This window comes from Pantoea sp. CTOTU46764 (genome assembly GCF_031974595.1).
In the GTDB taxonomy this organism is placed as follows: domain Bacteria; phylum Pseudomonadota; class Gammaproteobacteria; order Enterobacterales; family Enterobacteriaceae; genus Pantoea; species Pantoea trifolii.
Genome location: NZ_DALYOQ010000085.1, coordinates 1 through 22770 on the forward strand (window position 1 = coordinate 1; position 22770 = coordinate 22770).

A 22770-nucleotide genomic window follows, 5' to 3' on the forward strand; every position below is an offset into this window, starting at 1 on the left:
TGAGCCGACAGGACGTCGGCGAAAGCGCGGCATGAGCCAGGAAGGCGAATCCGCGCGGTCCGTCAGGCCGGAAGGATAAGCGAGGGAACAGCGAGGACGGCGCAGGCGCGGATTGCTAAGGTCCGCGCCTTCGGACCTTAGCCCGGCCGCCTGCTTTTGGCATTCTGAAACTGCCAGATGCTTAGCGGGCGGAATCCCTGCGATGTCAGCACACTGCTTATCTGACATGCATTACGCCATGAATGGCGACCCTACGAGATATCACAGCTGGTGGATTACCACCCACATTGGGCCTTGTCCTACCGCGTAACGCGCCAGCGGATTAAGCAGGCCGCGCTCCTGAATCTTATACACTTCGATATGGTGCGATTTTTGTCCCGCCGCCACCAGATATTGACCGCTGTGATCAATATTGAAGCCGCGCGGCTGGGTTTCCGTCGGCTGGTAGCCTTCAATCGCCAGCACCGAACCATCTTCACTGATGCTGAACACCGTGATAGTGCTGCTGGTGCGGTCGCAAGCATAGAGGAAACGGCCATCCGGCGTGATGTGGATGTCCGCCGCCCAGCGCGTGTCGCTGAAATCTTTCGGCATCATGTCGAGGCTCTGCACGCGCTCAACCTGGCCGTGCACATTGTTCAGCGCCCAGACATCGACGCTGCTATCCAGTTCGTTCACCACGTAGCCATACGCGCCGTTCGGGTGGAAAGCCATGTGACGCGGACCCGCACCTTCAACGGTGGTGACCTGCGCTTGTTCACGCGGGGACAGCGTACCGTCTGCGTTCAGTTGATACAGGCAGATGCGATCCTGCTTCAGTGCCGGTACAAACAGCGTTTGGTTGTTCAGGTCGATATTGGCGGAGTGGCAGCCGTCCAAGCCGCTGATCACCTGACTCGGCGCTTGCGGCAAACCCTCGCTGCCAATCGGGCTGATGCTGACGCAGGCATCATTGTACGAGCCGCAGAACAGATAATTACCGTGACGATCGGTGGAGATGTGGGTTGGGCTGCCCGGCAGCGGCGCTTCACCGGCCAGGCTCAGCGAACCGTCGGCCGCAATGCGGAACGCCAGCACGCGAAAATTCGGACGAACACCTACATAGAGGAAATCGTTCTTCGGGCTCACCACCATCGGCTGCACCTGGCCGGCAACATCCGTTACCTGCAATAACGTCAGTGCGCCATCTTCCTGCAACTGCCAGGCATGAATCTGCTGGCTCTCGGGACTGGCGGTATACACGACTTGTTTCATGCGTTTTCCTTATTCGCTGCCTGATGAAAGGGATAACTGTAGCGCGTTTCATTTTGTCGCGCTGGATTCATTTGTGCCCTGTTTTTTGTCTCAGGGCCGCTGCCGGGTGTAGACTCAATGCTTTGCCAACTCCCGGACGGAAAGTGTAATGAGCTACCGCGTAATCGCCCTTGACCTCGACGGCACCCTGCTGACACCGAACAAAACCATTCTGCCTGAATCCATCGAAGCGCTGGCCCGCGCGCAACAGGCGGGCGTGAAAGTGTTGATTGTCACCGGTCGCCACCACTGCGCTATCCACCCTTTTTATCAGGCACTTAAGCTGGATACACCCGCAATCTGCTGTAATGGCACCTATTTGTATGATTATCCGGCGAAACAGGTGCTGGCCGCCGATCCGCTGGATAAAAGCAAAGCCGCGCGTGTGATTAAGATGCTGGATGAGGAGAACATCCACGGTCTGCTGTATGTCGATGATGCGATGCTCTACCAGACGCCAACCGGCCATGTGACGCGGACGCTTAACTGGGCGCAATCATTGCCGGAAGCGCAGCGTCCGCTGTTCCTGCAGGTGCCAAGCCTGGCGCAGGCGGCGATTGACGCTGATTCGATCTGGAAATTCGCGCTGTCGCATCCCGACACGCGCGCGCTGCAGCAGTTTGCCGAACGCACCGAAGCCGAACTCGGTCTGGCGTGTGAATGGTCGTGGCACGATCAGGTGGATATCGCCAAAGGCGGCAACAGCAAAGGCAAGCGTCTGGCGCAGTGGGTTGAAAGTCAGGGCTTTAGCATGCAAGACGTGCTGGCGTTTGGTGACAATTACAACGATCTCAGCATGCTGGAACAGGTGGGATTAGGCGTGGCGATGGGCAATGCCGATGACGCCATCAAAGCGCGCGCCAAAAAAGTGATTGGCACCAATCTGGAGCCGGGTATCGCCGAAGTGATTTATCAGGAAGTATTGTAATCCGTAGGGTCGCCATTCATGGCGACCTCTTGTTATGCCGCTATCGACACGCTCTTAATCTGCGCATACAGCCACTGATCGGGACGAATCCCCAACTCATCGCGCGCCCACGGTGAAATGCGCGCCCATAACTCGCTGATGCCAATACGCAGCTTCACTTCCACCTGATCGTCAATCTCCAGCAGCTCAACCACCTGCGCCGGCAAAATATTGCGGATCGAAGTATTGTGCGGCGGCTGCAAGGCCAGCGACACATCGGCCGAGGCGATACGAATACGCAGCGGCGTTTTCAGCGGCTGATTCACCCGGCTCACCCAAATATGCTGATCGCCCAGCGACAGCGCGGTCATCGGGTAATCGGGATGCTGCTCCAGCACCTGCACGCGCAGCACGCTGGTGCGCTCGGCGAGCGGCAGCCACGGACGCATCGCCGAACTGCTCCACACTTTCTCCAGCGGCCCAAAGGCCTTCACCTTACCGGCATCCAGCACCAGCACGTTGTCCGCCAGCTGCAGGATTTCATCGAGGCTGTGCGACACGTAAAGAATCGGAATATCGACCTGCTTTGCCAGCTTTTGCAGATAGGGCATCAGCTCACGTTTGCGCGGCAGATCGAGCGATGCCAGCGGTTCATCCATCAACAGAATATCGGGCGCGGTCAGCAAAGCGCGGCCAATTGCCACGCGCTGTTTTTCACCTCCCGAAAGCGACGCGGGATAACGCGTCAGCAGCGACTCTAAACCGAGCAGCGCCACCAGCGCGTTGAACTGCGGCTTCATTGAGGGCGCCATGCCGTATTGCAGATTGCCGCGCACGCGATAGTGCGGGAACAGCCGCGCATCCTGAAACACATAGCCGATACGGCGCTTCTCTGGCGGCAAATTCACGCGCGTGGCCGAATCGAACAGCAGGCGATCGTTTAATTCGATGCGCCCGCTTTGCGGCTGGGTTAATCCGCCAATCGCGTTAATTAACGAGGTTTTGCCCGCGCCTGATACGCCAAAAATGGCGGTGATGCCGCTGGCGGGAATGTTGACGTTGACGTCGAGCAGGTGATCGCCCAACTGCTGAGAAAGATGCAGATTTAGCATTATGCCGCTCCCAGCCGTTTACGGCCCCAGCGCGCCAGCAGCTCAGACGCCACCAGCGACATCAGCGCTAACGCTATCGCCACCGCACAAAGTCGCGCTGCGGTGCCTTCCGCACCCGGCGTTTCAATCAGGGTGAACATCGCCGACGGAATGGTACGCGTCTCGCCGGGAATGTTGGAGACAAAAGTGATGGTGGCGCCAAATTCGCCCAGCGAGCGGGCGAAGGCCAGCACCGTGCCGACAATAATGCCCGGCAAGGTGAGCGGAAGCGTGATGGTGAAAAACACGCGCCAGCGCCCGGCACCCAGCGTGCGGGCGGCCAGCTCCAGTTTGGTATCCACCGCTTCCAGCGCGAGACGAATCGCGCGCACCATTAGCGGAAACGCCATCACCGCCGAAGCGATCACTGCGCCGCGCCAGCTAAAGGCAAAGGTGAAGCCAAACCAGTCATACAGCCATTCGCCGATAAAACCGCGACGGCCTAAAGCGATCAGCAGCAGATAACCGACCACCACCGGCGGCAGCACCAGCGGCAGATGGACGATGCTATCCAAGAGGGTTTTGCCCGGAAAGCGGCAGCGCGCCAGAATCCAGGCCATCATGATGCCAAACGGCAAGCTGCAGATCACAGCTACACAAGAAACTTTCAGGCTGAGAAAAACGGCCTGCCATTCGGGATCGCTCAATATCATTTCTTCGGCGTGAATCCATACTGTTTAAACACGGCAGCGGCTTCCGGCCCCTGCAAATAGTTGTAGAAGGCTTCTACCGTTGCGTTCTGATGTTCTTTGACAATCGCCATCGGATATTCCACAGGCTTGTGGCTATCTTCCGGGAATCGTCCCACGACCTGCACTTTTTGGCTGGCCACCGCGTCTGAACCATACACGATGCCGTACGGCGTTTCATTACGCTCAACCAGCGCCAGCGCGGCACGCACATTATTAGCTGGCGCTAGCTGCGGGGATAAAGCGTCCCACGCGCCGAGTTTTTGTAATGCTTCTTTGGCATAAATGCCAGCGGGCACGTGATCAGGATCGCCCACCGCCAGCCGCTCGCCTTTCAGCAGGCTTTTCCAGTCGGTTTTGCTGTCAATCGTGACCGCTTTAGCCGCGTCGCTTTTCGGCGCAATCAGCACCAGATCATTGCCAAGCAGCGTATAGCGCGTGCTGCTCACTACGCTGTTTTTCGCCACCACATCGTCCATCCATTGCTGATCGGCAGAGATGAACAGATCGGCAGGTGCGCCCTGATCAATCTGGCGCGCCAGCACCGAAGAAGAGGCAAATGAAGAGACCACTTCTACGCCGCTTTTCTTCTGATACTGCGTCGCAATCTCCTGCAGCGCATTGGTCAGCGATGCCGCCGCGAACACGGTAATTTTCTCAGCGGCCACAGCGTGACCGGCCAACGAAACGCTTAAAACGGTTGCAGCAGCCCAGCGGTAATTGATTGTTGGCATTTGTTGCTCCTTGTTACGTTATATATTTGATAATACAACGTACGCACAAATGCGTCATGAGCTTTATATCGGCAGGATTTTACAGAAGTTCAGAAACAAAACGCCCGCAGGAAGCGGGCGTTGAGAAATTAGTGTTGTGAGCTGTTGGCAGGACGATCGTCGCGGCGGCCAAATTTTGAGATGACGTTGAAAACTTCGCCCAGGCCGTAAATCAGACCGAGCATAATAGCCATCACAATCGGCACCATGATGATAGCCACAGCCAGGCTTTTTAACAGTTCCAGCATGGAAACCTCACGCAGAAAATAAAAAAGTGATTGTAACGGTTAGCGAAAAAAACGCACTGCCCTTTTCGTGCTTTTACTTTAGGCCTTACACTGGTCAGATAAACCTAAGGAGCTGACATGCAGGCAGAACTTTCTCTCCATATTCGTCTTCAGCAAAAGCTGTTTGCCGATCCGCGCCGCATCGAATTACTGAAACGCGTGCAGCAAACCGGCTCCATCAGCCAGGGCGCGAAACTGGCGGGCATCAGTTACAAAAGTGCCTGGGATGCGATCAATGAGATGAATCAGCTGGCCGATCAAACGCTGGTGGATCGCGCGACCGGCGGCAAAGGCGGCGGCGGCGCGCAGCTGACGCGTTATGGCGAACGCTTGATTCAGCTGTTCCAGTTGATGGAGCAGATTCAACAGAAAGCCTTCGATGTGCTGCAAAACGACAGTTTGCCGCTCGACAGTTTGCTGGCGGCAATTGCGCGCTTCTCGCTGCAAACCAGCGCGCGCAATCAGCTGTTTGGTACGGTGCTGGCCAGCGATCACCAGCAGGTGCAGCAGCATATTGAGGTGCTGCTCGCCGATGGCGTGACGCGCCTGCAAGTGGCGATCACCGCCCGCAGCGCTGAACGGCTACAGCTCGACAGCGGCAAAGAGGTGCTGGTGCTGATTAAAGCGCCGTGGATTCACGTCAGTCACGCCGCCGACAGCAGCGATAATCAGCTGGCCGCGCAGATCAGCGCGATTGAGCCCGGCGATCAGGTTAGCGAAGTATTGATGGCGTTGCCGAGCGGCGAAACGCTGTGCGCGACCGTCAGCAATGACGCGGTGAAACAGCAGAATCTGCAGGTTGGTGCCAGCGTCACCGCCAGTTTTAATGCCGAACACGCCATCATCGCCACACTGCTCTGAAATCCACGCCATGATTTGACTTCGCCTGCATCGCTGGCTAAAACTGAGCAACACGATGCATAAAACGGAATAGATCATGGCTTTATTGCAAATTTCGCAAGGCACGTTTCACCTTAGCGACACCCGAGCACTGTCCCTCAACGATTTAACTCTCAACAGCGGCGAAAGCTGGGCGTTCGTCGGCGCCAACGGCAGCGGCAAGCCATCGCTGGCGCGCGCCCTTTCCGGCGAGTTGCAGCCCAGCAAAGGCAGCGTGCAGCAGAATTTTCAGCGCCGCACGCGTCTTTCGTTAGAGCAGCTGCAAAAACTGGTCAGCGATGAGTGGGAACGCAATAACACCGATCTGCTGAGTGAAGGCGAAGACGATACCGGCCGCACCGCCGCGCAGATCATTCAGGACGAAGTGAAAGATGAGGCGCGCTGTCAGGCGCTGGCGCAGCAGTTTGGCATCACTTATCTGCTCGATCGTCGCTTCAAATACCTCTCCACCGGCGAGACGCGCAAAACGCTGCTGTGTCAGGCGCTGATGGCCCAGCCGGATTTGCTGATCCTCGATGAACCCTTCGATGGGCTGGATGTGGCGTCGCGCGCCAGCCTGGCGCAAACCCTCAATGATTTGCATCAAAGCGGTTACAGCGTGGTGCTGGTGCTTAATCGCTTTGATGATATTCCCGATTTTGTCGAGAAGGTTGGCGTATTGGCGGAATGCACGTTAACCCACATGGGCGAACGGCGCGCGATTCTGGCCGAAGCGCTGGTGGCGCAGCTGGCGCACAGCGAGAAACTCGAGGGCATGGCGCTGCCGGAAGCGGATCAGCCGGATCAATTGCCACAGCTGGCCGAAGATGCGCCGCGCGTGGTTCTGCGCAACGGAGTGGTGTCGTACAACGATAAAGCGGTAATTGATGGCCTGAACTGGCAGGTTAATCCCGGCGAACACTGGCAGATTGTGGGGCCGAACGGCGCGGGTAAATCTACCCTGCTCAGTTTAGTGACCGGCGATCATCCGCAGGGTTACAGCAACGATTTAACGCTGTTCGGCATCCGACGCGGCAGCGGTGAAACCATCTGGGATATCAAGCAGCACATTGGTTATGTCAGCAGCAGCCTGCACCTCGATTATCGCGTCAGCTGCAATGTGCGCACCGTGGTGCTCTCTGGCTTCTTCGATTCGATTGGCTTGTATCAGGCGGTGTCCGATCGGCAAAAAGCGCTGGCGCGTCAGTGGCTGGCGTTGCTCGGTATGGATAATCAGCTGGCCGATGCGCCGTTCCACAGTTTGTCGTGGGGACAGCAGCGGCTGGTGTTGATTGCGCGCGCACTGGTCAAGTATCCTACGTTATTGATCCTTGATGAACCGCTGCAAGGACTGGATCCGATTAACCGCCAGCTGGTGCGTCGCTTTGTCGATGTGCTGATTGGCGAAGGTCGCACGCAACTGCTGTTTGTTTCCCATCACGCCGAAGATGCCCCGCAGTGCATCACCCACCGTCTGAGTTTTGTCGCGCAGGAACAGGGTTACGGGTTTCTGCAAGAGTCGCTGCGTTAATTAGCGGTCGCCATAAATGGCGACCCTACGAATGTAACCGCTACCATTTCATTGCCTGGTAAGTAAGCAAATAGCACTGACAACCCCACAAAATGAGAATCGTCACCTTGTGTAAACGATACCATTTATCCAGACTGGATCACGCTTTCACGCTGGTCTTTGTGCTACTTTGATCAAAATCATTTTTATCTGTTTGCCGTTTACCAGGACTCATCATGGAAAAATTTAACCCGGTCGATCATCCGCATCGCCGTTATAACCCATTGATCGATCAATGGGTGCTGGTCTCACCCCATCGCGCTAAGCGTCCGTGGCAAGGCGCGCAGGAAACCCCGGCGCTGGAGCAGCTGCCGGCGCACGATCCTGACTGTTTCCTCTGTGCGGGAAACACTCGCATTACCGGTGACAAAAACCCCAACTATAAAAGCACTTACGTGTTCACCAATGACTTTGCCGCGCTGATGACCAACACGCCAGATGCACCGCAAAGCGACGATCTGTTGATGCGCTGCGAAAGTGCGCGTGGTACCAGCCGGGTGATCTGCTTCTCGCCGGATCACAGCAAAACGCTGCCGGAGCTGCCGCTGAGCGGACTGGAAGATATCGTGCGTACCTGGCAGGAACAGACCGCCGACCTCGGCCAGCATTATCCGTGGGTGCAGGTGTTTGAAAACAAAGGCGCGGCGATGGGCTGCTCCAATCCGCATCCACACGGTCAGATTTGGGCCAACAGCTTCCTGCCGAACGAAGCGCAGAAAGAAGATGACCATCAGCGTCACTATTTTGCCGAGAAAGGCACGCCGATGCTGGTCGATTACGCCGCGCGTGAAATGAATGATGGCAGCCGCACGGTGGTGGAAACCGAACACTGGCTGGCCGTGGTGCCGTGGTGGGCGGCGTGGCCGTTTGAAACCTTGCTGCTGCCGAAAGCCCATGTGAAACGCATCACCGATCTCACCGAGCCACAGCGCACCGATCTGGCGCTGGCGCTCAAGCAGCTCACCAGCCGCTACGACAACCTGTTCCAGTGCTCATTCCCCTATTCAATGGGTTGGCACGGCGCGCCGTTCAATGGCGAAAGTAACGATCACTGGCAGCTGCATGCGCACTTCTATCCACCGTTGCTGCGTTCAGCCACGGTGCGCAAATTTATGGTTGGCTATGAAATGCTGGCCGAAACCCAACGTGATTTAACGGCGGAACAGGCAGCTGAACGTCTGCGTTCTGTCAGCGATGTCCATTTCCGCGAGGCGCAATAAATGTCATTAAAATCCATTACTCAACAGGTATTCGCTGACACCTTCGGCTATCCAGCCACGCACAGCATTCAGGCGCCGGGCCGCGTCAATCTGATCGGCGAACACACCGATTACAACGATGGCTTCGTGCTGCCGTGCGCCATCGATTATCAAACCGTGATTGCCTGCGCCAAACGCGACGATCGTCAGGTGCGCGTGATTGCCGTCGATTACGACAATCAGCAGGATAGCTTCTCACTGGATGCGCCGATCGAGCCGCTGAAAGAGCCAATGTGGGCCAATTACGTGCGCGGCGTGGTGAAACATCTGCAGAAACGCGATGCCAGCTTTGGTGGCGTCGATATGGTGATCAGCGGCAACGTGCCACAAGGCGCGGGCCTGAGCTCTTCGGCGTCGCTGGAAGTGGCGGTCGGCACCGTATTCCAGCAGCTGTATGCACTGAAACTGGACGGCGCAGCGATTGCTGTGAACGGTCAGGAAGCGGAAAACCAGTTTGTCGGCTGCAACTGCGGCATCATGGATCAGCTGATCTCCGCGCTCGGTCAGCCGGATCACGCCATGCTGCTGGATTGCCGCACGCTTGGCACGCGCGCGGTATCGATGCCGGAAGATGTCGCAGTGGTGATCATCAACTCCAACTTCCGTCGCAGCCTGGTGGGCAGCGAATACAACACGCGTCGTGAGCAGTGCGAAACCGGCGCGCGCTTCTTCAATAAACCGGCGCTGCGCGATGTGACGCTGGAAGAGTTCGAAGCCTCAGCAGGCGAACTGGATGCGTTGGTAGCCAAACGCGTGCGTCACGTCATTACCGAGAATGCGCGCACGCTGGAAGCAGCCGATGCGTTAAGCGCTGGCGACCTGAAACGTATGGGCGAACTGATGGCTGAGTCGCACGCCTCAATGCGTGATGATTTTGAAATCACCGTGCCGCAAATCGACCAACTGGTTGAGATTGTGAAAGCAGAAATCGGCCCGCGCGGCGGCGTGCGTATGACCGGCGGCGGCTTTGGTGGCTGCATCGTGGCGCTGATGCCAACCGATCTGGTCGATGCGGTGAAAGCGGTGGTGGCCGAGAAGTATGAAGCACAAACCGGCATTAAAGAGACCTTCTACGTGTGCAAAGCGTCCGCAGGAGCAGGCCAATGGTAAGTGATGTGAATTCCCACGCGCCAGACGGGCAACCGTGGCGCATCACTGTGCTGCGCAATCGCAACGGCATGGTCGCGACCTTTATGGATTGGGGCGCGACCTGGCTGTCAGCGCGCGTGCCAATGCTGGATCACAGCGTGCGTGAAGCGCTGCTCGGCTGCGCCACGCCGTCCGATTATCTGCATCAGGATGCCTATCTTGGCGCGACGATTGGCCGCTACGCAAACCGCATCGCCTCGGCCGAACTGAAGCCGCTTAATCTGTTGCTGGCAGCGAATCAGGGCGCACATCAGCTGCACGGCGGGCCGGAAGGTTTCGATAAACGTCGCTGGCAGATCCTCAGTCAGAGCGAAAGCGAGGTGCACTATCGCCTCGATTCACCGGATGGCGATCAGGGTTATCCCGGCAATCTGATCGCCAATGTCATCTATCAACTTGATGATGATAATTGCCTGTCGATTCGCTACGAAGCGCAAACCGATAAGCCCTGCCCGGTCAACCTGACCAACCATGCTTACTTTAATCTTGATGCGCATCATGGTGATGCGCGTCAGCATCGCTTACAACTGCACGCCGATCGTTACTTGCCGGTGGATAGCGAAGGTATTCCTAACGCGCCGCTGAAAGAGGTAGCGGGAAACAGTTTTGATTTCCGCCAGCCGAAGCGCGTCGCCGATGAGTTCCTCGCCGATGACGATCAAAAAGCGGTGAAAGGCTATGACCACGCCTTTTTGCTCAACACCGCTGGCGACAGCAGCCAGCCCGCCGCCCATTTGTGGTCTGCGGATGGCAAGCTGGAGCTGAGCGTGTTTACTGCCGCCCCGGCGCTGCAATTCTACAGCGGCAACTATCTGGCGGGAACACGCGCCCGTGAGCAGGACAGCTATACTGCTTTCCAGGGCATCGCTCTGGAGAGCGAATTTTTACCGGATTCGCCCAACCATGCAGAGTGGCCGCAGCCCGATTGCTGGCTGCAACCCGGCGACAGCTGGCAGTCCGTGACGCGTTATCGCTTCACGCCGCACTGAGCCACCGGATGAAAAACGCGCACTGCGCTGCCGACAGGCTTACGCAGTGCGTTGTTTTCCGCTATGGTATGGCGCTATTAGTGAGCCGCTTCTCAGTGGCCGCAGCCGGTTTCAATACTAATCGTAAATCGAGCATTAAGGAGTAAAGCTATGGCCGTAACTAAGCTGGTACTGGTGCGACACGGCGAAAGCCAGTGGAACCAGGAAAACCGCTTCACCGGATGGTACGACGTTGACCTGTCTGACAAAGGTCGCACTGAAGCCAAAGCAGCCGGTCAGCTGCTGAAGAAAGAAGGTTTCGTGTTTGATTTCGCTTACACCTCAGTGCTGAAGCGCGCTATCCACACGCTGTGGAACGTGCTGGATGAGCTGGATCAGGCTTGGCTGCCGGTTGAGAAAACCTGGCGTCTGAACGAGCGTCACTACGGTGCGCTGCAAGGTCTGGATAAAGCAGAAACCGCCGCTAAATACGGTGACGAGCAAGTGAAACAGTGGCGTCGTGGCTTTGCCATCACCCCACCAGAGCTGGATCGCGCTGATGAGCGTTTCCCTGGCCACGATCCGCGTTACGCTTCATTGACTGACGCACAGCTGCCAACCACCGAAAGCCTGGCGCTGACCATCGAACGCGTGATTCCTTACTGGAACGAAAGCATTCTGCCGCGCATTAAGAGCGGTGAGAAAGTGATTGTTGCTGCACACGGCAACTCACTGCGTGCGCTGGTAAAATACCTCGACAATCTGAGCGAAGACGAGATCCTCGAACTGAACATCCCAACTGGCGTGCCATTGGTGTATGAGTTCGACGAGAACTTCAAGCCGCTCAAACGTTACTATCTGGGTGATGCTGACGAGATTGCTGCGAAAGCCGCTGCCGTAGCAAACCAGGGTAAAGCGAAGTAAGCGACCGCTGAAACGCAAAAAGGCCAGACGCGAGTCTGGCCTTTTTTATTGCCGCGAAGCTTAACCGCGACGCTGTTTGACCGCCTGAGCCAGCTGACGCAACGCTTTCTCGGTGTCTTCCCAGCCGATGCAGGCATCGGTCACGCTCTGGCCGTACACCAGCGGTTTGCCGCTTTCGAGGCTCTGATTGCCTTCCACCAGATGACTCTCGATCATCACGCCAGTAATCGCCTGCTCACCGCCGGCAATTTGCTGTGCCACGTCATCAGAAACGACCATCTGACGCTGGAACTGCTTGCTGCTGTTGGCATGGCTGAAGTCGATCATCACCTGCGGACGCAAGCCTGCTTTCTCCAGACCGGTTTTCACTGCCGCCACGTGTTCAGCGCTGTAGTTCGGCTCTTTGCCGCCGCGCAGAATGATGTGGCAATCTTCGTTACCGCTGGTTTCGACAATCGCCGAGTGACCATATTTGGTGACCGACAAGAAGCAGTGTGGCGCGCTGGCGGCACCAATCGCGTCAATCGCCACTTTAATGGTGCCGTCGGTGCCGTTTTTGAAGCCCACCGGGCAAGAGAGGCCGGAAGAGAGTTCGCGATGCACCTGCGATTCAGTGGTGCGTGCGCCAATCGCGCCCCAGCTCATCAGATCGGCCATATATTGTGGCGTGATCATATCGAGGAACTCACCCGCTGCAGGCAAACCGATGTCGTTGATATCCACCAGCAGCTTGCGCGCCAGACGCAGGCCGTCGTTGATCTGGAAGCTGCCATCCATAAATGGATCGTTGATCAGCCCTTTCCAGCCCACCGTGGTGCGCGGTTTTTCAAAGTAAACGCGCATCACCACTTCGAGATCGTCTTTCAACTCATCACGCAATTTCAGCAGGCGCGCGGCATACTCTTGCGCAGCCTGGGTATCGTGAATCGAGCACGGACCGATCACCACCAGCAGACGATCATCTTCGCCATGCAAAATGCGGTGAATCGCCTGACGTGACTGCGCAACGGTTTCGGCAGCTTTATCGGTGGCGGGGAATTTCTCAAGCAAGGCAACAGGAGGAAGTAACTCTTTGATCTCTCTGATGCGTAAATCGTCGTTCTGGTAATCCATACACAATTCCATTCAAATTTCTGGCCCAACGTCCGTCGGGCGCAACCCGCCCACTTTAGCCCTTCACGCGGTAGGTGTAAATTACGCACCGTGGCTAAAATGTATATCTCAAGTTTGCATTTATATATCTATGCACTAAGCTTTTTAAATGTAAGCACTAAGGAATGAGGTGTTTACAAAATTTAATATTTAAGCGAAGCGTATAAGGTGGAATTTTATTCCATCGCGGCACGCTATTTTCGTCACTTAACACCCGTGCGTGTTTGACGGCAACTATCCATTAATTACTGGAGCATAATGATGAATAAGTTTGCAATGATCTTTCTGACGGCAGCGATGACTTTAGGTAGCGGTGTTGTAATGGCTGCAGACAATAATGGCGCGGCTAACGCTTCAGCAGAAGCAGGCGCAGCAGCCGGTGGTGCAAAACAGAATCTGCCACCGAATAAAGTTGATAATAGCAAAATCAACAGCGGCAGCATGAACACCAATAGCGCTGCAACATCCGGCACCGACACCAGCAATATGTCTGCGGAACAGGTTCATAAAAATTCAATGTGTAAAGAGGGCAAATGCCCTGACATGAACAAAAAAGTCGGAACCAAGCATCATAAGACCGATGGCACCACGCAATAAGTAAGTCATTGGTATCAATCGGGAGAGCTTCGGCTCTCCCTTTTATTTTGCCCCCCGCCCTTTTCCGCTATGCTGAAGCAATGAAATTCACAGGAACTGATTCATGGCTTCATTGCTGCTTATTGATGATCACCCGTTAGTTGAAGTCGCACTGGAAGCGGCTTGCGTTAATGCTCCCATCACGCTGAAAATTCACGCCGCTGGCGACGAAGCTCAGGCACGCCAACTGCTGCAGCATCATCCCATCGATTTAATTGTGCTGGATATAGGCTTACCCGATTGCGACGGCCTTGAGCTGCTGCGCCGGTTACGCGTGCGCAATCAGCACTGCCCGGTATTAATCTATTCCGCGCAGCAGAGCCGCCACACGCTGCTCAGCGCGGTATCGCTGGGCGCCGCCGGTTACGTGGTGAAAAGCCAAAGCATGGCGCAACTATTGAGTGCGATTCTGGCAGTACTTGGCGGACAACTGGCTTTTCCGCCGCTGCCAGAGCGTATCGAACTGCCGTTAACCGAGAAAGAGCAGCAGATTGTGGCGCTGCTGGTGCGCGGCTTATCGAATCTGCAGATTGGCGAGCAGCTGCACATCAGCAATAAAACCGTCAGCACCCACAAGAAAAACATCCTGGAGAAAACCGGCGTGCAATCGGTGGTTGAGCTGGCTGAGCTGTGGAAAGCGCAGCAGTGAGGATTTGGCTACTGCTCAGCCTGATGGTGCTGAGTGTGATGGCGAAAGCCGATCTGCAACCCGCCAGCAGCGTGATGTTACCCGCAATGATGCCAGCGCCGCACGCCGAGCCGTGGCCGGAGGCAACCTTGCGCGTCGCGGTGCCGGCACAAAACAGCGCCCCTTGGGCGATGCGCATTGGCGATCACATCTGGGGCATCGACGCCGACTATCTCAGCGCCCTTAGCCAGCTGACCGGCACCCGTTTCACGCTGCAAAGCTATGCCGATCGCGCGCAGCAATTGGCTGCCTTGCAGCGCGGCGAGGTGGATTTGGTGTTAAGTAATCAACACGCCGAGCTACCGCCCGATGTTTTGCTCAGCGACAGCTGGTACAGCAGCCCGATTCGTATCTATCGCAACCGGGATAATCAGCGCGCGGTGATGTTTAACAGCGATACCGCGCAGCTGACCATTGCCGAGGCGACGTTAGCGCAATTGCCCGCCGAATTTGTCCAGCAGCATCGCTGGCATACTTTGCCGGGCGATCTGCAGGCGCTGTACGCGCTGCTCAATCAGCAGAGTGATTACCTGGTCGCCGATGAGGCCAGCGCCGGTTTCCTGCTGGGCCAGCTGCAGCAAGGACAAATCTACCAAATTACCGCCGATCCCGGCGCGGGCGAACTGACGCTACGTGCGCTGACGCGCGATGCCGCCTTGATCCACTGGCTTAACAGTCAGCTGCGCCTGCTGCCCGCCGAGTTCAGCAGTCGCGTCCAGCAGCGCTGGAGCCCGCCGCTGCTGCGTTATCAGGACACGCAAACATTGATGCTGTCGGCCAGCGAAAAGCAGTGGCTGGCACAGCACAACGAAATTCCCTATGCGGTTGAGGCAGATAACGCGCCATGGAGTTATCGCGACAGCAGCGGCAATGCGCGCGGCTTCGGCATCGACCTGCTCAACGCCTTGAGCCAAAGTACCGGCCTGCGTTTTACTCCGCGCTGGGTCAACAATCCGCAGCAGGCCGCCACGCTTTTGCAGCAACAGCAGGTGATGCTGAATCTGTTGCAGCCGCTGTACGGCGACGATCCCGGCAGCAACACCTTGCCGGTATGGCGCGCCATTTGGGGGATTTACACGCTCGCCACCCATCAACCGATGAACTGGCAATCGTTACAAGGCCAGCGCGTGGGTGTGTTGCGTGACGACTTAGCTTCGCGTTTGCTGCCATCGGGCGTTACGCCACAACCGTTCGACGACCGGGCGCAGCTGTGGCAAGCACTGAATAGTGGCCAGATTGATGCGCTGGTGGATAACGTGCTCTCCGCCCGCTGGCGTATGGCGAGTCACGAAGAAAATCGTGTGCATCTGGCGTTTGCCGCCGGCGATATCGCCTGGCCGCTGGCGCCGCAGGTCAGTGCACAACAACCTGAGCTGCGCGCCCTGCTCGACCATGCATTACAGCAGATCCCGCCCGATACGCTTAATCAGATGCGCGTCAGTTGGTCACAGCCGCCGCAGCCTGGTACGACGATGGCGATGCGCAATATCCCGCTGATGATTTTGATCGCGGCAGGCGTAATTATTCTGTTGCTGCTGGGTTTGCTGGCGCGTCGTTACTGGCAGCAGCGTCGTGATCGATTGCAACGTGAACAGGCCGAACGCGCCAACGCCGCCAAGAGCCAGTTTCTCGCCACCGCCAGCCACGAACTGCGCACGCCGATGCAGGCGATTCTCGGTTTGCTGGAGCTGGAACAGCAGCAGCACCCGAGCGAACGGCTGGCGCTAATGCACAGCAGCGCGCGCTCGCTGATGGCGCTGCTAAACGACTTGCAGGATCACGCTCGCATTGAGAGCCAGAGCTTCCGCCTGGCGCCGCGCCCGCTCAATCTGACGCTCTGGCTGCAGCAACAGCAGCAGTTCTATCATCCCTTGATGCGCGATGCCGGGCCAAACCTGATTGCCGAAGCGCTGACGCCGCTGCCTGCCAGCGTGCTGCTGGATGGCGATCGCCTGCAGCAGGTGGTGAATAATCTGGTGGCCAACGCCCTGAAGTTTACCCGCGAAGGCGAAGTGCGCCTGTCGCTGGCGGTTGATGCGCATATTCAACTTACGGTGGCCGACACCGGCAGCGGTATTCCGCTTAACGAGCAGGCAGAGCTGTTTGAACCCTGGTATCAGGCGCCATCCGGCAAAAGCCATGCGGTACAAGGTAGCGGGTTGGGTTTGTTTATCTGTCGCGAGATTGTGCAGCGAATGGGCGGTACGCTAACACTCACTTCACAACCTGGCAGCGGCACCACGGTCAGCGTGCAGTTGCCGTTAGTACTGAGCGAAGAGCCGTTAACCGAGCGCACAGCCAGCTGGCCACGTTACCCGCAGCTGCGCGTCGCGATCGTGGACGATCACCCGACCAATCTTTTGGTGATGCAGCAGCAGCTGGCGAACTTTGGTGTGCAGTCGCAGGTGTTTGAAGAGGGCCGCGCGCTGCTGCGCGCCGATGCCCAGCGCGCCTTCGATATTCTGTTTATCGATCAAATGATGCCGCGCCCGGACGGTTTAACGCTGCTGCGTATTCTGCGCCGCCGTCAGCGCCAGCGCGGCAGCAACACGCTGCGCGTGCTGTGCTCTGCGGATGTTCAGTTGCTGAAAATCGCCCTGCAGGATGACGAAGCCTTGCTGCTTAAACCCATCGAGCTCGATCATCTGGCACCGTTGCTGGCGCGCGCGATAAAAGATCCACTGGATGCGTTGCCAAACAGCCTGCTGATTCTGGCGCACAATAATCAGGCGTTTATTCCGCGCATCTGCCAGACCTTGCAGCGCACGCTGCAACAGGATCGGGATTCGCTGCTCAGCGCGCGCGATGCGCAAAACTGGTCAGCCCTGGAACAGGCGGCGCACCGCATGAAAGGCAGCTGGTTGATGCTCGGTATGGATGAGGTTGCCGAGCGCTGTCAGCAGTTGATTGTGCAGACCCAACGGCAGCAATTGCCGCTTGAGGATCTCAATTTACTGATATCATTAACAAACAGGTTACTTAAACAACTGGAAAATTATGGCACACACTCATTCCCACGGCGCAGCTAACAGTAACCGCACGCGGCTGGCCGCGGCGTTTGGCGTAACGGCAGTGTTTATGGTGGCAGAAGTGATTGGCGGGCTGGTTTCTGGCTCGCTGGCGCTGCTGGCTGATGCCGGGCATATGTTGACCGATGCCGCCGCGCTACTGATGGCATTACTTGCGGTGCAGTTTGCTCAGCGTAAACCCAACGCACGTCATACCTTCGGCTTGCTGCGTCTTACCACCTTAGCGGCGTTCGTCAACGCCATTGCACTTTTAGTGATAACGGTGCTGATTGTCTGGGAAGCGCTGCGTCGCTTCTACGAGCCACAGCCAATTGCCGGCGGATTGATGCTCGGCATCGCCATTGCCGGATTGCTGGCGAATCTGCTGTCATTCTGGCTGCTGCATCGCGGCAGCGAAGAGAAAAACCTCAACGTGCGTGCGGCGGCGTTGCATGTGCTGGGCGATTTACTGGGTTCGGTCGGTGCGATTGTCGCGGCGGTGATCATCATGCTGACCGGCTGGACGCCAATCGACCCGATTCTGTCGCTGCTGGTGTCATTGCTGGTGGTGCGCAGTGCCTGGTCGCTGCTGCGCGAGAGTCTGCATGAGCTGCTGGAAGGTGCGCCGGGTCATATCAACGCGGATAAATTGTCGCGCGAGCTGACGCGCAATATCGATGAAGTGCGTAACGTGCATCACGTTCATCTGTGGCAAGTGGGTGAGAAGCCGGTGCTGACGCTGCATGTACAGGTGATTCCGCCTTACGATCATGACGGCCTGCTTAAGCGCATCCACAAATATCTACATGAGCACTATCAGATTGCCCACGCCACGGTGCAGATGGAGTATCAACCGTGCAGCGGACCGGACTGCGAGTTGTGTTTAAATAATAGCGCTGCGCAGCACGATCACCACGATCATGCTGCGCTGGAAGGTCATGCTCATCATCATCACTGATGTGACAGCGCGCGCGAGCCATGTTCGCGTGCGCTTTGCATCCACAGACGCGAACCGTTGAGCGCAATCAGCGTCAGAATGACGTACTCCAGTGACATGGCATAAACGCCCTGACGCGCAAAGATCATCACGCTAATCACGTTGATCACCACCCACAGCAGCCAGTTCTCAACGTATTTCCGCGTCATCAGAATCATCGCCACAATCGACAGCACCATCATGCACGAATCCCAGAACGGGAAAGCGTCCGGCTGCAGCTGCGGCATCGCCACGTTGAGGCCAAGACTCTGCATGATGCCGACTGCGGTTTTGGTCAGGAAGGCAAACACCGGATCGATATACACCGTCATCAGCGCAATCGCCACCACGCACGCCGCGCCCCAACCCAAGGCTTTTGAGCGCGGCAGCCAGCGAATTCTCAGCTCAGTTTCGTTATTGGCGGTTTGCCGACTCCACGCGTACCAGCCGTAAACGTTGGCGACGAAGAAGAACAGCTGCAGCAATAAGCTGGCGTAGAGCTGAATCTGGAAGAAGATCACCGCAAACAGCGTGACGTTAATCAGCCCGAAAAAGTAGTTGATGATTTTTTCGAGGCTGGCGAGCCAGATACACAGCAAGCCCGCAATCGTGCCAACGGCTTCGATCCATGACAGATCGTAGCCGCCAACGCCAAGCGGAATGTGAACCAGAATATTTTGCGTGCTAAAGAAGTCCATATAAGATGCCTGTGTAACGGGAGCCCGTCATGCATTCCCTTTGATTTTAAGTTTGAGATCTGCAGCAAAGGATAGCATGCGATTAAGCGGGATCAACGCGGCCTCGCGCAGTGCAGCATCGACATGGATTTCATGCTCGCTGCCGCCACGTTCCAGTCCTTCGGCAATCGCTTTCAGGCCGTTCATCGCCATCCACGGACAGTGCGCACAGCTGCGGCAGGTTGCGCCCTCGCCTGCGGTTGGCGCTTCCAGCAACTCTTTGTTCGGCACCGCCTGCTGCATTTTGTAGAAGATGCCGCGATCGGTGGCGACGATCATCTGTGGATGCGGCAAGCTTTGCGCCGCCTGAATCAGCTGGCTGGTCGATCCCACCGCATCGGCCAGATCGACAATCGCCTGCGGTGATTCAGGATGCACCAGCACCGCCGCATCCGGATAGAGCGCCTTCATACGTTGCAAAGCCTGCGTTTTGAACTCGTCATGCACGATACAAGCGCCCTGCCAGCACAGCACATCTGCGCCGGATTTTTGCGTGACGTAGCGGCCAAGATGGCGATCCGGTGCCCAGATAATTTTCTCGCCGAGGCTGTCGAGATGTTCAATCAGCTCAACCGCGATGCTTGAGGTGACGACCCAATCCGCGCGCGCCTTCACCGCCGCCGAGGTGTTGGCATACACCACCACGGTGCGATCGGGATGCTGATCGCAGAAGCGGTTAAATTCCTCAATCGGGCACCCGAGATCGAGCGAGCATTCCGCCTGCAAGGTGGGCATCAGCACGGTTTTTTCCGGGCTAAGAATTTTTGCGGTTTCGCCCATAAAACGCACGCCCGCCACCAGCAAGGTTTTGGCGGAGTGGGTGCTGCCGAAACGCGCCATTTCCAGTGAGTCCGATACGCAGCCGCCGGTCTCTTCCGCCAGCGCCTGAATTTCGGGATCGGTGTAGTAATGCGCCACCATCACCGCATCACGTTCTTTCAGCAAGCGTTTGATTTTGTTTTTGTAGTGGGATTTCTCATCGTCACTGAGACGTACCGGTTTCGGCGGGAAAGGATAGATCGCGCTTTCAGGATCAAACATCAGACTCATGACACGGCTCTCGTTTTCTCAATTTAACAAAATTGCCTTTTACGGCAATGATGCGGCATCGAAACCGCCATCGTGTTTTATATGCTAAACACGATAACGGAATTGCGCGAGAGTGTCGTCTCTTTTTTGCGCGCTCTACAGCAACAATGTGCTCTTCTGTGGGCTTTCCAGCTCCAGCAGGAAGGCTTTGACGCTGAGCCCGCCCGCAAAACCAGTGAGTTTGCCGTTGCTGCCAATCACGCGATGGCACGGCGCCATAATCGATAGCGGGTTCTTACCGTTGGCTGCACCCACGGCGCGCACCGCTTTGGGATTGCCGATCTGCTCGGCGATTTGCAGGTAGCTGCGCGTTTCACCAAACGGAATAGTGAGCAACGCTTGCCACACTTTTTTCTGGAACTCGGTGCCGACAGTGTCGTACGGCATATCAAACTGCTGACGCTCACCGGCGAAATATTCGCGCAGCTGGCGCTCGGCCTCACACAGAATCGGATGCTGATCGTTACGGCTAATCGGCTTCAACGGCACGCGCTGCGCCCCTTCGTTTTCCCACAGAATCGCCGACAATCCTTTATCGGTGGCGACAAGCGTGAGCTCGCCAACGGGCGTTGCGATGATTTTGGCATGATACATGGTGCACCTCCGGCTTAATCTCTGCTGGCGATTATCGCATTTCCGCCGCAGGAAACTGGCTGTTTTCGGTCATCAGCATAAACTGGTTAGCTGTCCGAAAGCAGCGAGTTTTCCTGTTCAGCTTGCGCGACTATGCCGTTTATTTGCCGGAGACAATGATGTTTGATGCTGAAATTGCTTACCAGGCCCTAACGTCGCGCGATAGCCGCTTCGACGGGCTGTTTTTTGTTGGCGTGACATCCACCGGCATTTATTGCCGCCCCATTTGTCCGGTAAAAGCGCCGATGCAGAAGAACTGCCTGTTTTTTAACAGCGCAGAGGCCGCCGAGAAAGCGCACTTCCGCCCGTGTTTACGCTGCCGTCCGGAACTGGCACCCGGATCTGCGCCGGTGGATAGCCATCACCGCATTGCCGACCGTTTAATTCGCCGCATCGAAGAAGGCATGCTGGAAGAACAGGAAACGCTGGCAGACATCGCTAGCGAGTTTGACCTGAGTGAACGTCAATTACGTCGCGTGGTGCAGCAGGAGCTCGGCGTATCGCCTTTAGAGCTGCGTCAGACACGTCGTATGCTGCTCGCTAAGCAACTTCTGACGGAAACCTCACTGCCGGTAACAGAAATTGCTTACGCCAGCGGCTTTCGCAGTCTGAGGCGTTTTAACGATGTGTTCCAGTCGCGCTATCGCATGACGCCTTCCCGCCTGCGTAAACAGAATCAACCTGATGCCGTGAAGACCACGCAGGAGAGCGCCAAACTGCGCCTGAGTTATCGACCGCCTTACGATTGGGATGCGATGCTCGATTTCCTGCAGCAGCGCGTGATGAAGGACGTGGAATGGGTGAATGAGGGCATTTATCACCGCACCGTGGCGCTGGGCAACTGTCGCGGCTGGGTGCGCGTGAGCCATCTTGCGGAGAAACAGTCGCTGAAGGTGCAATTCACAACGTCGTTGACGCCGGTGCTGCCCGCTTTACTACGTCGTCTGCGCGATCTGTTTGACCTGGATGCTCAGCCACAGGGCAGAGCAGAGCATCTAAGCCACGATCCGCTTTTAGCCGAGAGCTTATCTCGCTTTCCCGGTTTACGCGTTCCTGGTGCGTTTGACGGCTTTGAGTTGGGTGTGCGCGCGATACTCGGCCAGCAGGTTACGGTTAAAGCGGCAACCACGTTAAGTAGCCAAATGGCACAGCGCTTTGGTGAGCCGCTGGTAACGCCGTGGCCAGAACTTTCGCGTTTGCCGCCGAATGCGGAGTCACTGGCGGCGGCGAGCATCGATGATATCGCCAGCCTGGGGATTGTCAGTGCGCGTTCACATGCCATTCAGGCACTGGCTCAGGCCTGTGCTTCTGGCGCATTGCGCTTCAACGGTGCGGTGAATCCTGATGTGGTTCAGCAGCAGTTACTGGCGCTGAAAGGGATTGGGCCGTGGACGGCAAGTTATATCGCGATGCGCGCACTGCGTTGGCCTGATGCGTTCCCCAAAGAGGATATTGCGATTCGTAATAACCTCGGCGGCGTGAGTGCCAAAGAGGCGGAGCAGTTATCGCAGGTTTGGCGACCTTGGCGCAGCTATGCGGTGCTGCATATCTGGAAAAGTCTGACACCGGTTAAGAAATCTAAATAGTGCGTTTCAGGCGGAAATAAGGGGCGGTTGCGTAAAGTCGCCGTGGATACATCCCTGTAGGCTCTGCCGGCGCATCCATGCGCCGGAAGCTTTACTCCACCGCCCCTTATCCCCGCCTTTATGCAAAAATGTGCACTAATTTTAGAAGCGACTTTTGAGCCTGAAAGCTCTGAAAGGCGGGAGCGGAAGGAGCGAAGCGTCCGAGCCATGGATGGCGAGGCCGATCCACAGGGATGTGTTGTGTCTTCGCGATCCGTCCCGCCTTTTAGAGCCCGGCACCGATCCCAAAGCAACATCGCTAGAATTTTTTCTAAAATGTAGAAAAGCAAAAAGGCGCCTTTAGGGCGCCTTTCTACATAACTGGTGGGTCGTGCAGGATTCGAACCTGCGACCAATTGATTAAAAGTCAACTGCTC

The 22770-nt window shown here is 56.7% G+C and carries 21 protein-coding genes; 12 read left to right on the forward strand and 9 right to left on the reverse strand.

The annotated features are described in order from the left end of the window. Nucleotides 1-261: 261 nt before the first annotated feature. Nucleotides 262-1254: a 6-phosphogluconolactonase gene (pgl, locus tag RTM06_RS20500; protein ID WP_312184537.1), complete on the reverse strand. Its 993-nt coding sequence runs from the start codon at nt 1252-1254 to the stop codon at nt 262-264. 148 nt (nt 1255-1402) lie between these two features. Here pgl and RTM06_RS20505 point away from each other — a divergent pair, with 148 nt between their 5' ends. Continuing rightward, nucleotides 1403-2221, forward strand: coding sequence for a pyridoxal phosphatase (locus RTM06_RS20505; RefSeq protein ID WP_312184538.1), 819 nt, complete (start codon nt 1403-1405; stop codon nt 2219-2221). Between the two features lie 32 nt (nt 2222-2253). Here RTM06_RS20505 and modC read toward each other — a convergent pair whose 3' ends face one another. The 4 genes from modC to RTM06_RS20525 form a co-directional block, all read right to left on the reverse strand. Next, entirely contained in the window at nt 2254-3312 is a 1059-nt protein-coding gene (gene modC, locus RTM06_RS20510) for a molybdenum ABC transporter ATP-binding protein ModC (protein WP_312184539.1), read from the reverse strand. Next, nucleotides 3312-4004 (reverse strand): molybdate ABC transporter permease subunit, encoded by a 693-nt coding sequence (gene modB, locus RTM06_RS20515; protein WP_008109064.1) that lies wholly within the window; start codon nt 4002-4004, stop codon nt 3312-3314. Before modB ends, modC begins: the two co-directional genes overlap by 1 nt. Continuing rightward, nucleotides 4001-4774 (reverse strand): molybdate ABC transporter substrate-binding protein, encoded by a 774-nt coding sequence (modA, locus tag RTM06_RS20520; protein WP_312184540.1) that lies wholly within the window; start codon nt 4772-4774, stop codon nt 4001-4003. The genes modB and modA overlap by 4 nt, the downstream gene beginning before the upstream one ends. 128 nt (nt 4775-4902) lie before the next feature. Then, nucleotides 4903-5061, reverse strand: coding sequence for an AcrZ family multidrug efflux pump-associated protein (locus tag RTM06_RS20525; protein ID WP_007890616.1), 159 nt, complete (start codon nt 5059-5061; stop codon nt 4903-4905). 117 nt (nt 5062-5178) lie between these two features. Here RTM06_RS20525 and modE point away from each other — a divergent pair, with 117 nt between their 5' ends. The 6 genes from modE (at nt 5179) to gpmA (ending at nt 11849) form a co-directional block, all read left to right on the forward strand. Then, nucleotides 5179-5961, forward strand: a complete 783-nt coding sequence (gene modE, locus RTM06_RS20530) for a molybdenum-dependent transcriptional regulator (protein ID WP_312184541.1) — start codon at nt 5179-5181, stop codon at nt 5959-5961. 76 nt (nt 5962-6037) lie between these two features. Beyond that, nucleotides 6038-7510: a molybdate ABC transporter ATP-binding protein ModF gene (gene modF / locus RTM06_RS20535; protein WP_312184542.1), complete on the forward strand. Its 1473-nt coding sequence runs from the start codon at nt 6038-6040 to the stop codon at nt 7508-7510. Between the two features lie 215 nt (nt 7511-7725). Further along, the gene (gene galT, locus RTM06_RS20540) at nt 7726-8769 is read left to right on the forward strand and encodes a galactose-1-phosphate uridylyltransferase (RefSeq protein WP_008109054.1); all 1044 of its coding nucleotides are present in this window, start codon (nt 7726-7728) and stop codon (nt 8767-8769) included. Continuing rightward, nucleotides 8770-9918, forward strand: coding sequence for a galactokinase (galK, locus tag RTM06_RS20545; RefSeq protein ID WP_312184543.1), 1149 nt, complete (start codon nt 8770-8772; stop codon nt 9916-9918). Continuing rightward, a complete protein-coding gene (gene galM / locus RTM06_RS20550; RefSeq protein ID WP_312184544.1) occupies nt 9912-10946 on the forward strand; it encodes a galactose-1-epimerase in 1035 nt (344 codons plus the stop codon). Before galK ends, galM begins: the two co-directional genes overlap by 7 nt. A gap of 150 nt (nt 10947-11096) precedes the next feature. Beyond that, complete coding sequence (gene gpmA, locus RTM06_RS20555) at nt 11097-11849, forward strand: 2,3-diphosphoglycerate-dependent phosphoglycerate mutase (protein WP_008109047.1); 753 nt, start codon at nt 11097-11099, stop codon at nt 11847-11849. Nucleotides 11850-11909: 60 nt separating this feature from the next. Here gpmA and aroG read toward each other — a convergent pair whose 3' ends face one another. After that, on the reverse strand, nt 11910-12962 hold the full coding sequence (gene aroG / locus RTM06_RS20560; protein ID WP_008109046.1) for a 3-deoxy-7-phosphoheptulonate synthase AroG: 1053 nt from the start codon (nt 12960-12962) through the stop codon (nt 11910-11912). 300 nt (nt 12963-13262) lie between these two features. On the opposite strand from aroG, the gene RTM06_RS20565 reads away from it, so the two are divergent. From RTM06_RS20565 to zitB, 4 genes are all read left to right on the forward strand, one after another. Further along, a complete protein-coding gene (locus tag RTM06_RS20565) occupies nt 13263-13598 on the forward strand; it encodes a YbgS-like family protein (protein WP_256698382.1) in 336 nt (111 codons plus the stop codon). Nucleotides 13599-13701: 103 nt separating this feature from the next. After that, on the forward strand, nt 13702-14286 hold the full coding sequence (locus RTM06_RS20570; RefSeq protein ID WP_312184545.1) for a response regulator transcription factor: 585 nt from the start codon (nt 13702-13704) through the stop codon (nt 14284-14286). A gap of 23 nt (nt 14287-14309) precedes the next feature. After that, the gene (locus tag RTM06_RS20575; protein WP_312184548.1) at nt 14310-17354 is read left to right on the forward strand and encodes an ATP-binding protein; all 3045 of its coding nucleotides are present in this window, start codon (nt 14310-14312) and stop codon (nt 17352-17354) included. Then, nucleotides 17323-18291, forward strand: a complete 969-nt coding sequence (gene zitB, locus RTM06_RS20580) for a CDF family zinc transporter ZitB (RefSeq protein ID WP_256695947.1) — start codon at nt 17323-17325, stop codon at nt 18289-18291. Before RTM06_RS20575 ends, zitB begins: the two co-directional genes overlap by 32 nt. Here zitB and pnuC read toward each other — a convergent pair. The 3 genes from pnuC to RTM06_RS20595 all read right to left on the reverse strand — a co-directional run bounded on the left by pnuC (nt 18285) and on the right by RTM06_RS20595 (nt 20729). Continuing rightward, a complete protein-coding gene (gene pnuC / locus RTM06_RS20585; RefSeq protein ID WP_256695946.1) occupies nt 18285-19007 on the reverse strand; it encodes a nicotinamide riboside transporter PnuC in 723 nt (240 codons plus the stop codon). The genes zitB and pnuC overlap by 7 nt on opposite strands. A gap of 27 nt (nt 19008-19034) precedes the next feature. Beyond that, nucleotides 19035-20096 (reverse strand): quinolinate synthase NadA, encoded by a 1062-nt coding sequence (nadA, locus tag RTM06_RS20590; RefSeq protein WP_312184546.1) that lies wholly within the window; start codon nt 20094-20096, stop codon nt 19035-19037. A 135-nt stretch (nt 20097-20231) separates the two neighbouring features. Then, nucleotides 20232-20729, reverse strand: a complete 498-nt coding sequence (locus tag RTM06_RS20595; RefSeq protein ID WP_154153333.1) for a methylated-DNA--[protein]-cysteine S-methyltransferase — start codon at nt 20727-20729, stop codon at nt 20232-20234. Between the two features lie 158 nt (nt 20730-20887). Here RTM06_RS20595 and RTM06_RS20600 point away from each other — a divergent pair, with 158 nt between their 5' ends. Continuing rightward, nucleotides 20888-22354 (forward strand): AlkA N-terminal domain-containing protein, encoded by a 1467-nt coding sequence (locus tag RTM06_RS20600; protein ID WP_312184547.1) that lies wholly within the window; start codon nt 20888-20890, stop codon nt 22352-22354. Nucleotides 22355-22770 lie beyond the last annotated feature (416 nt).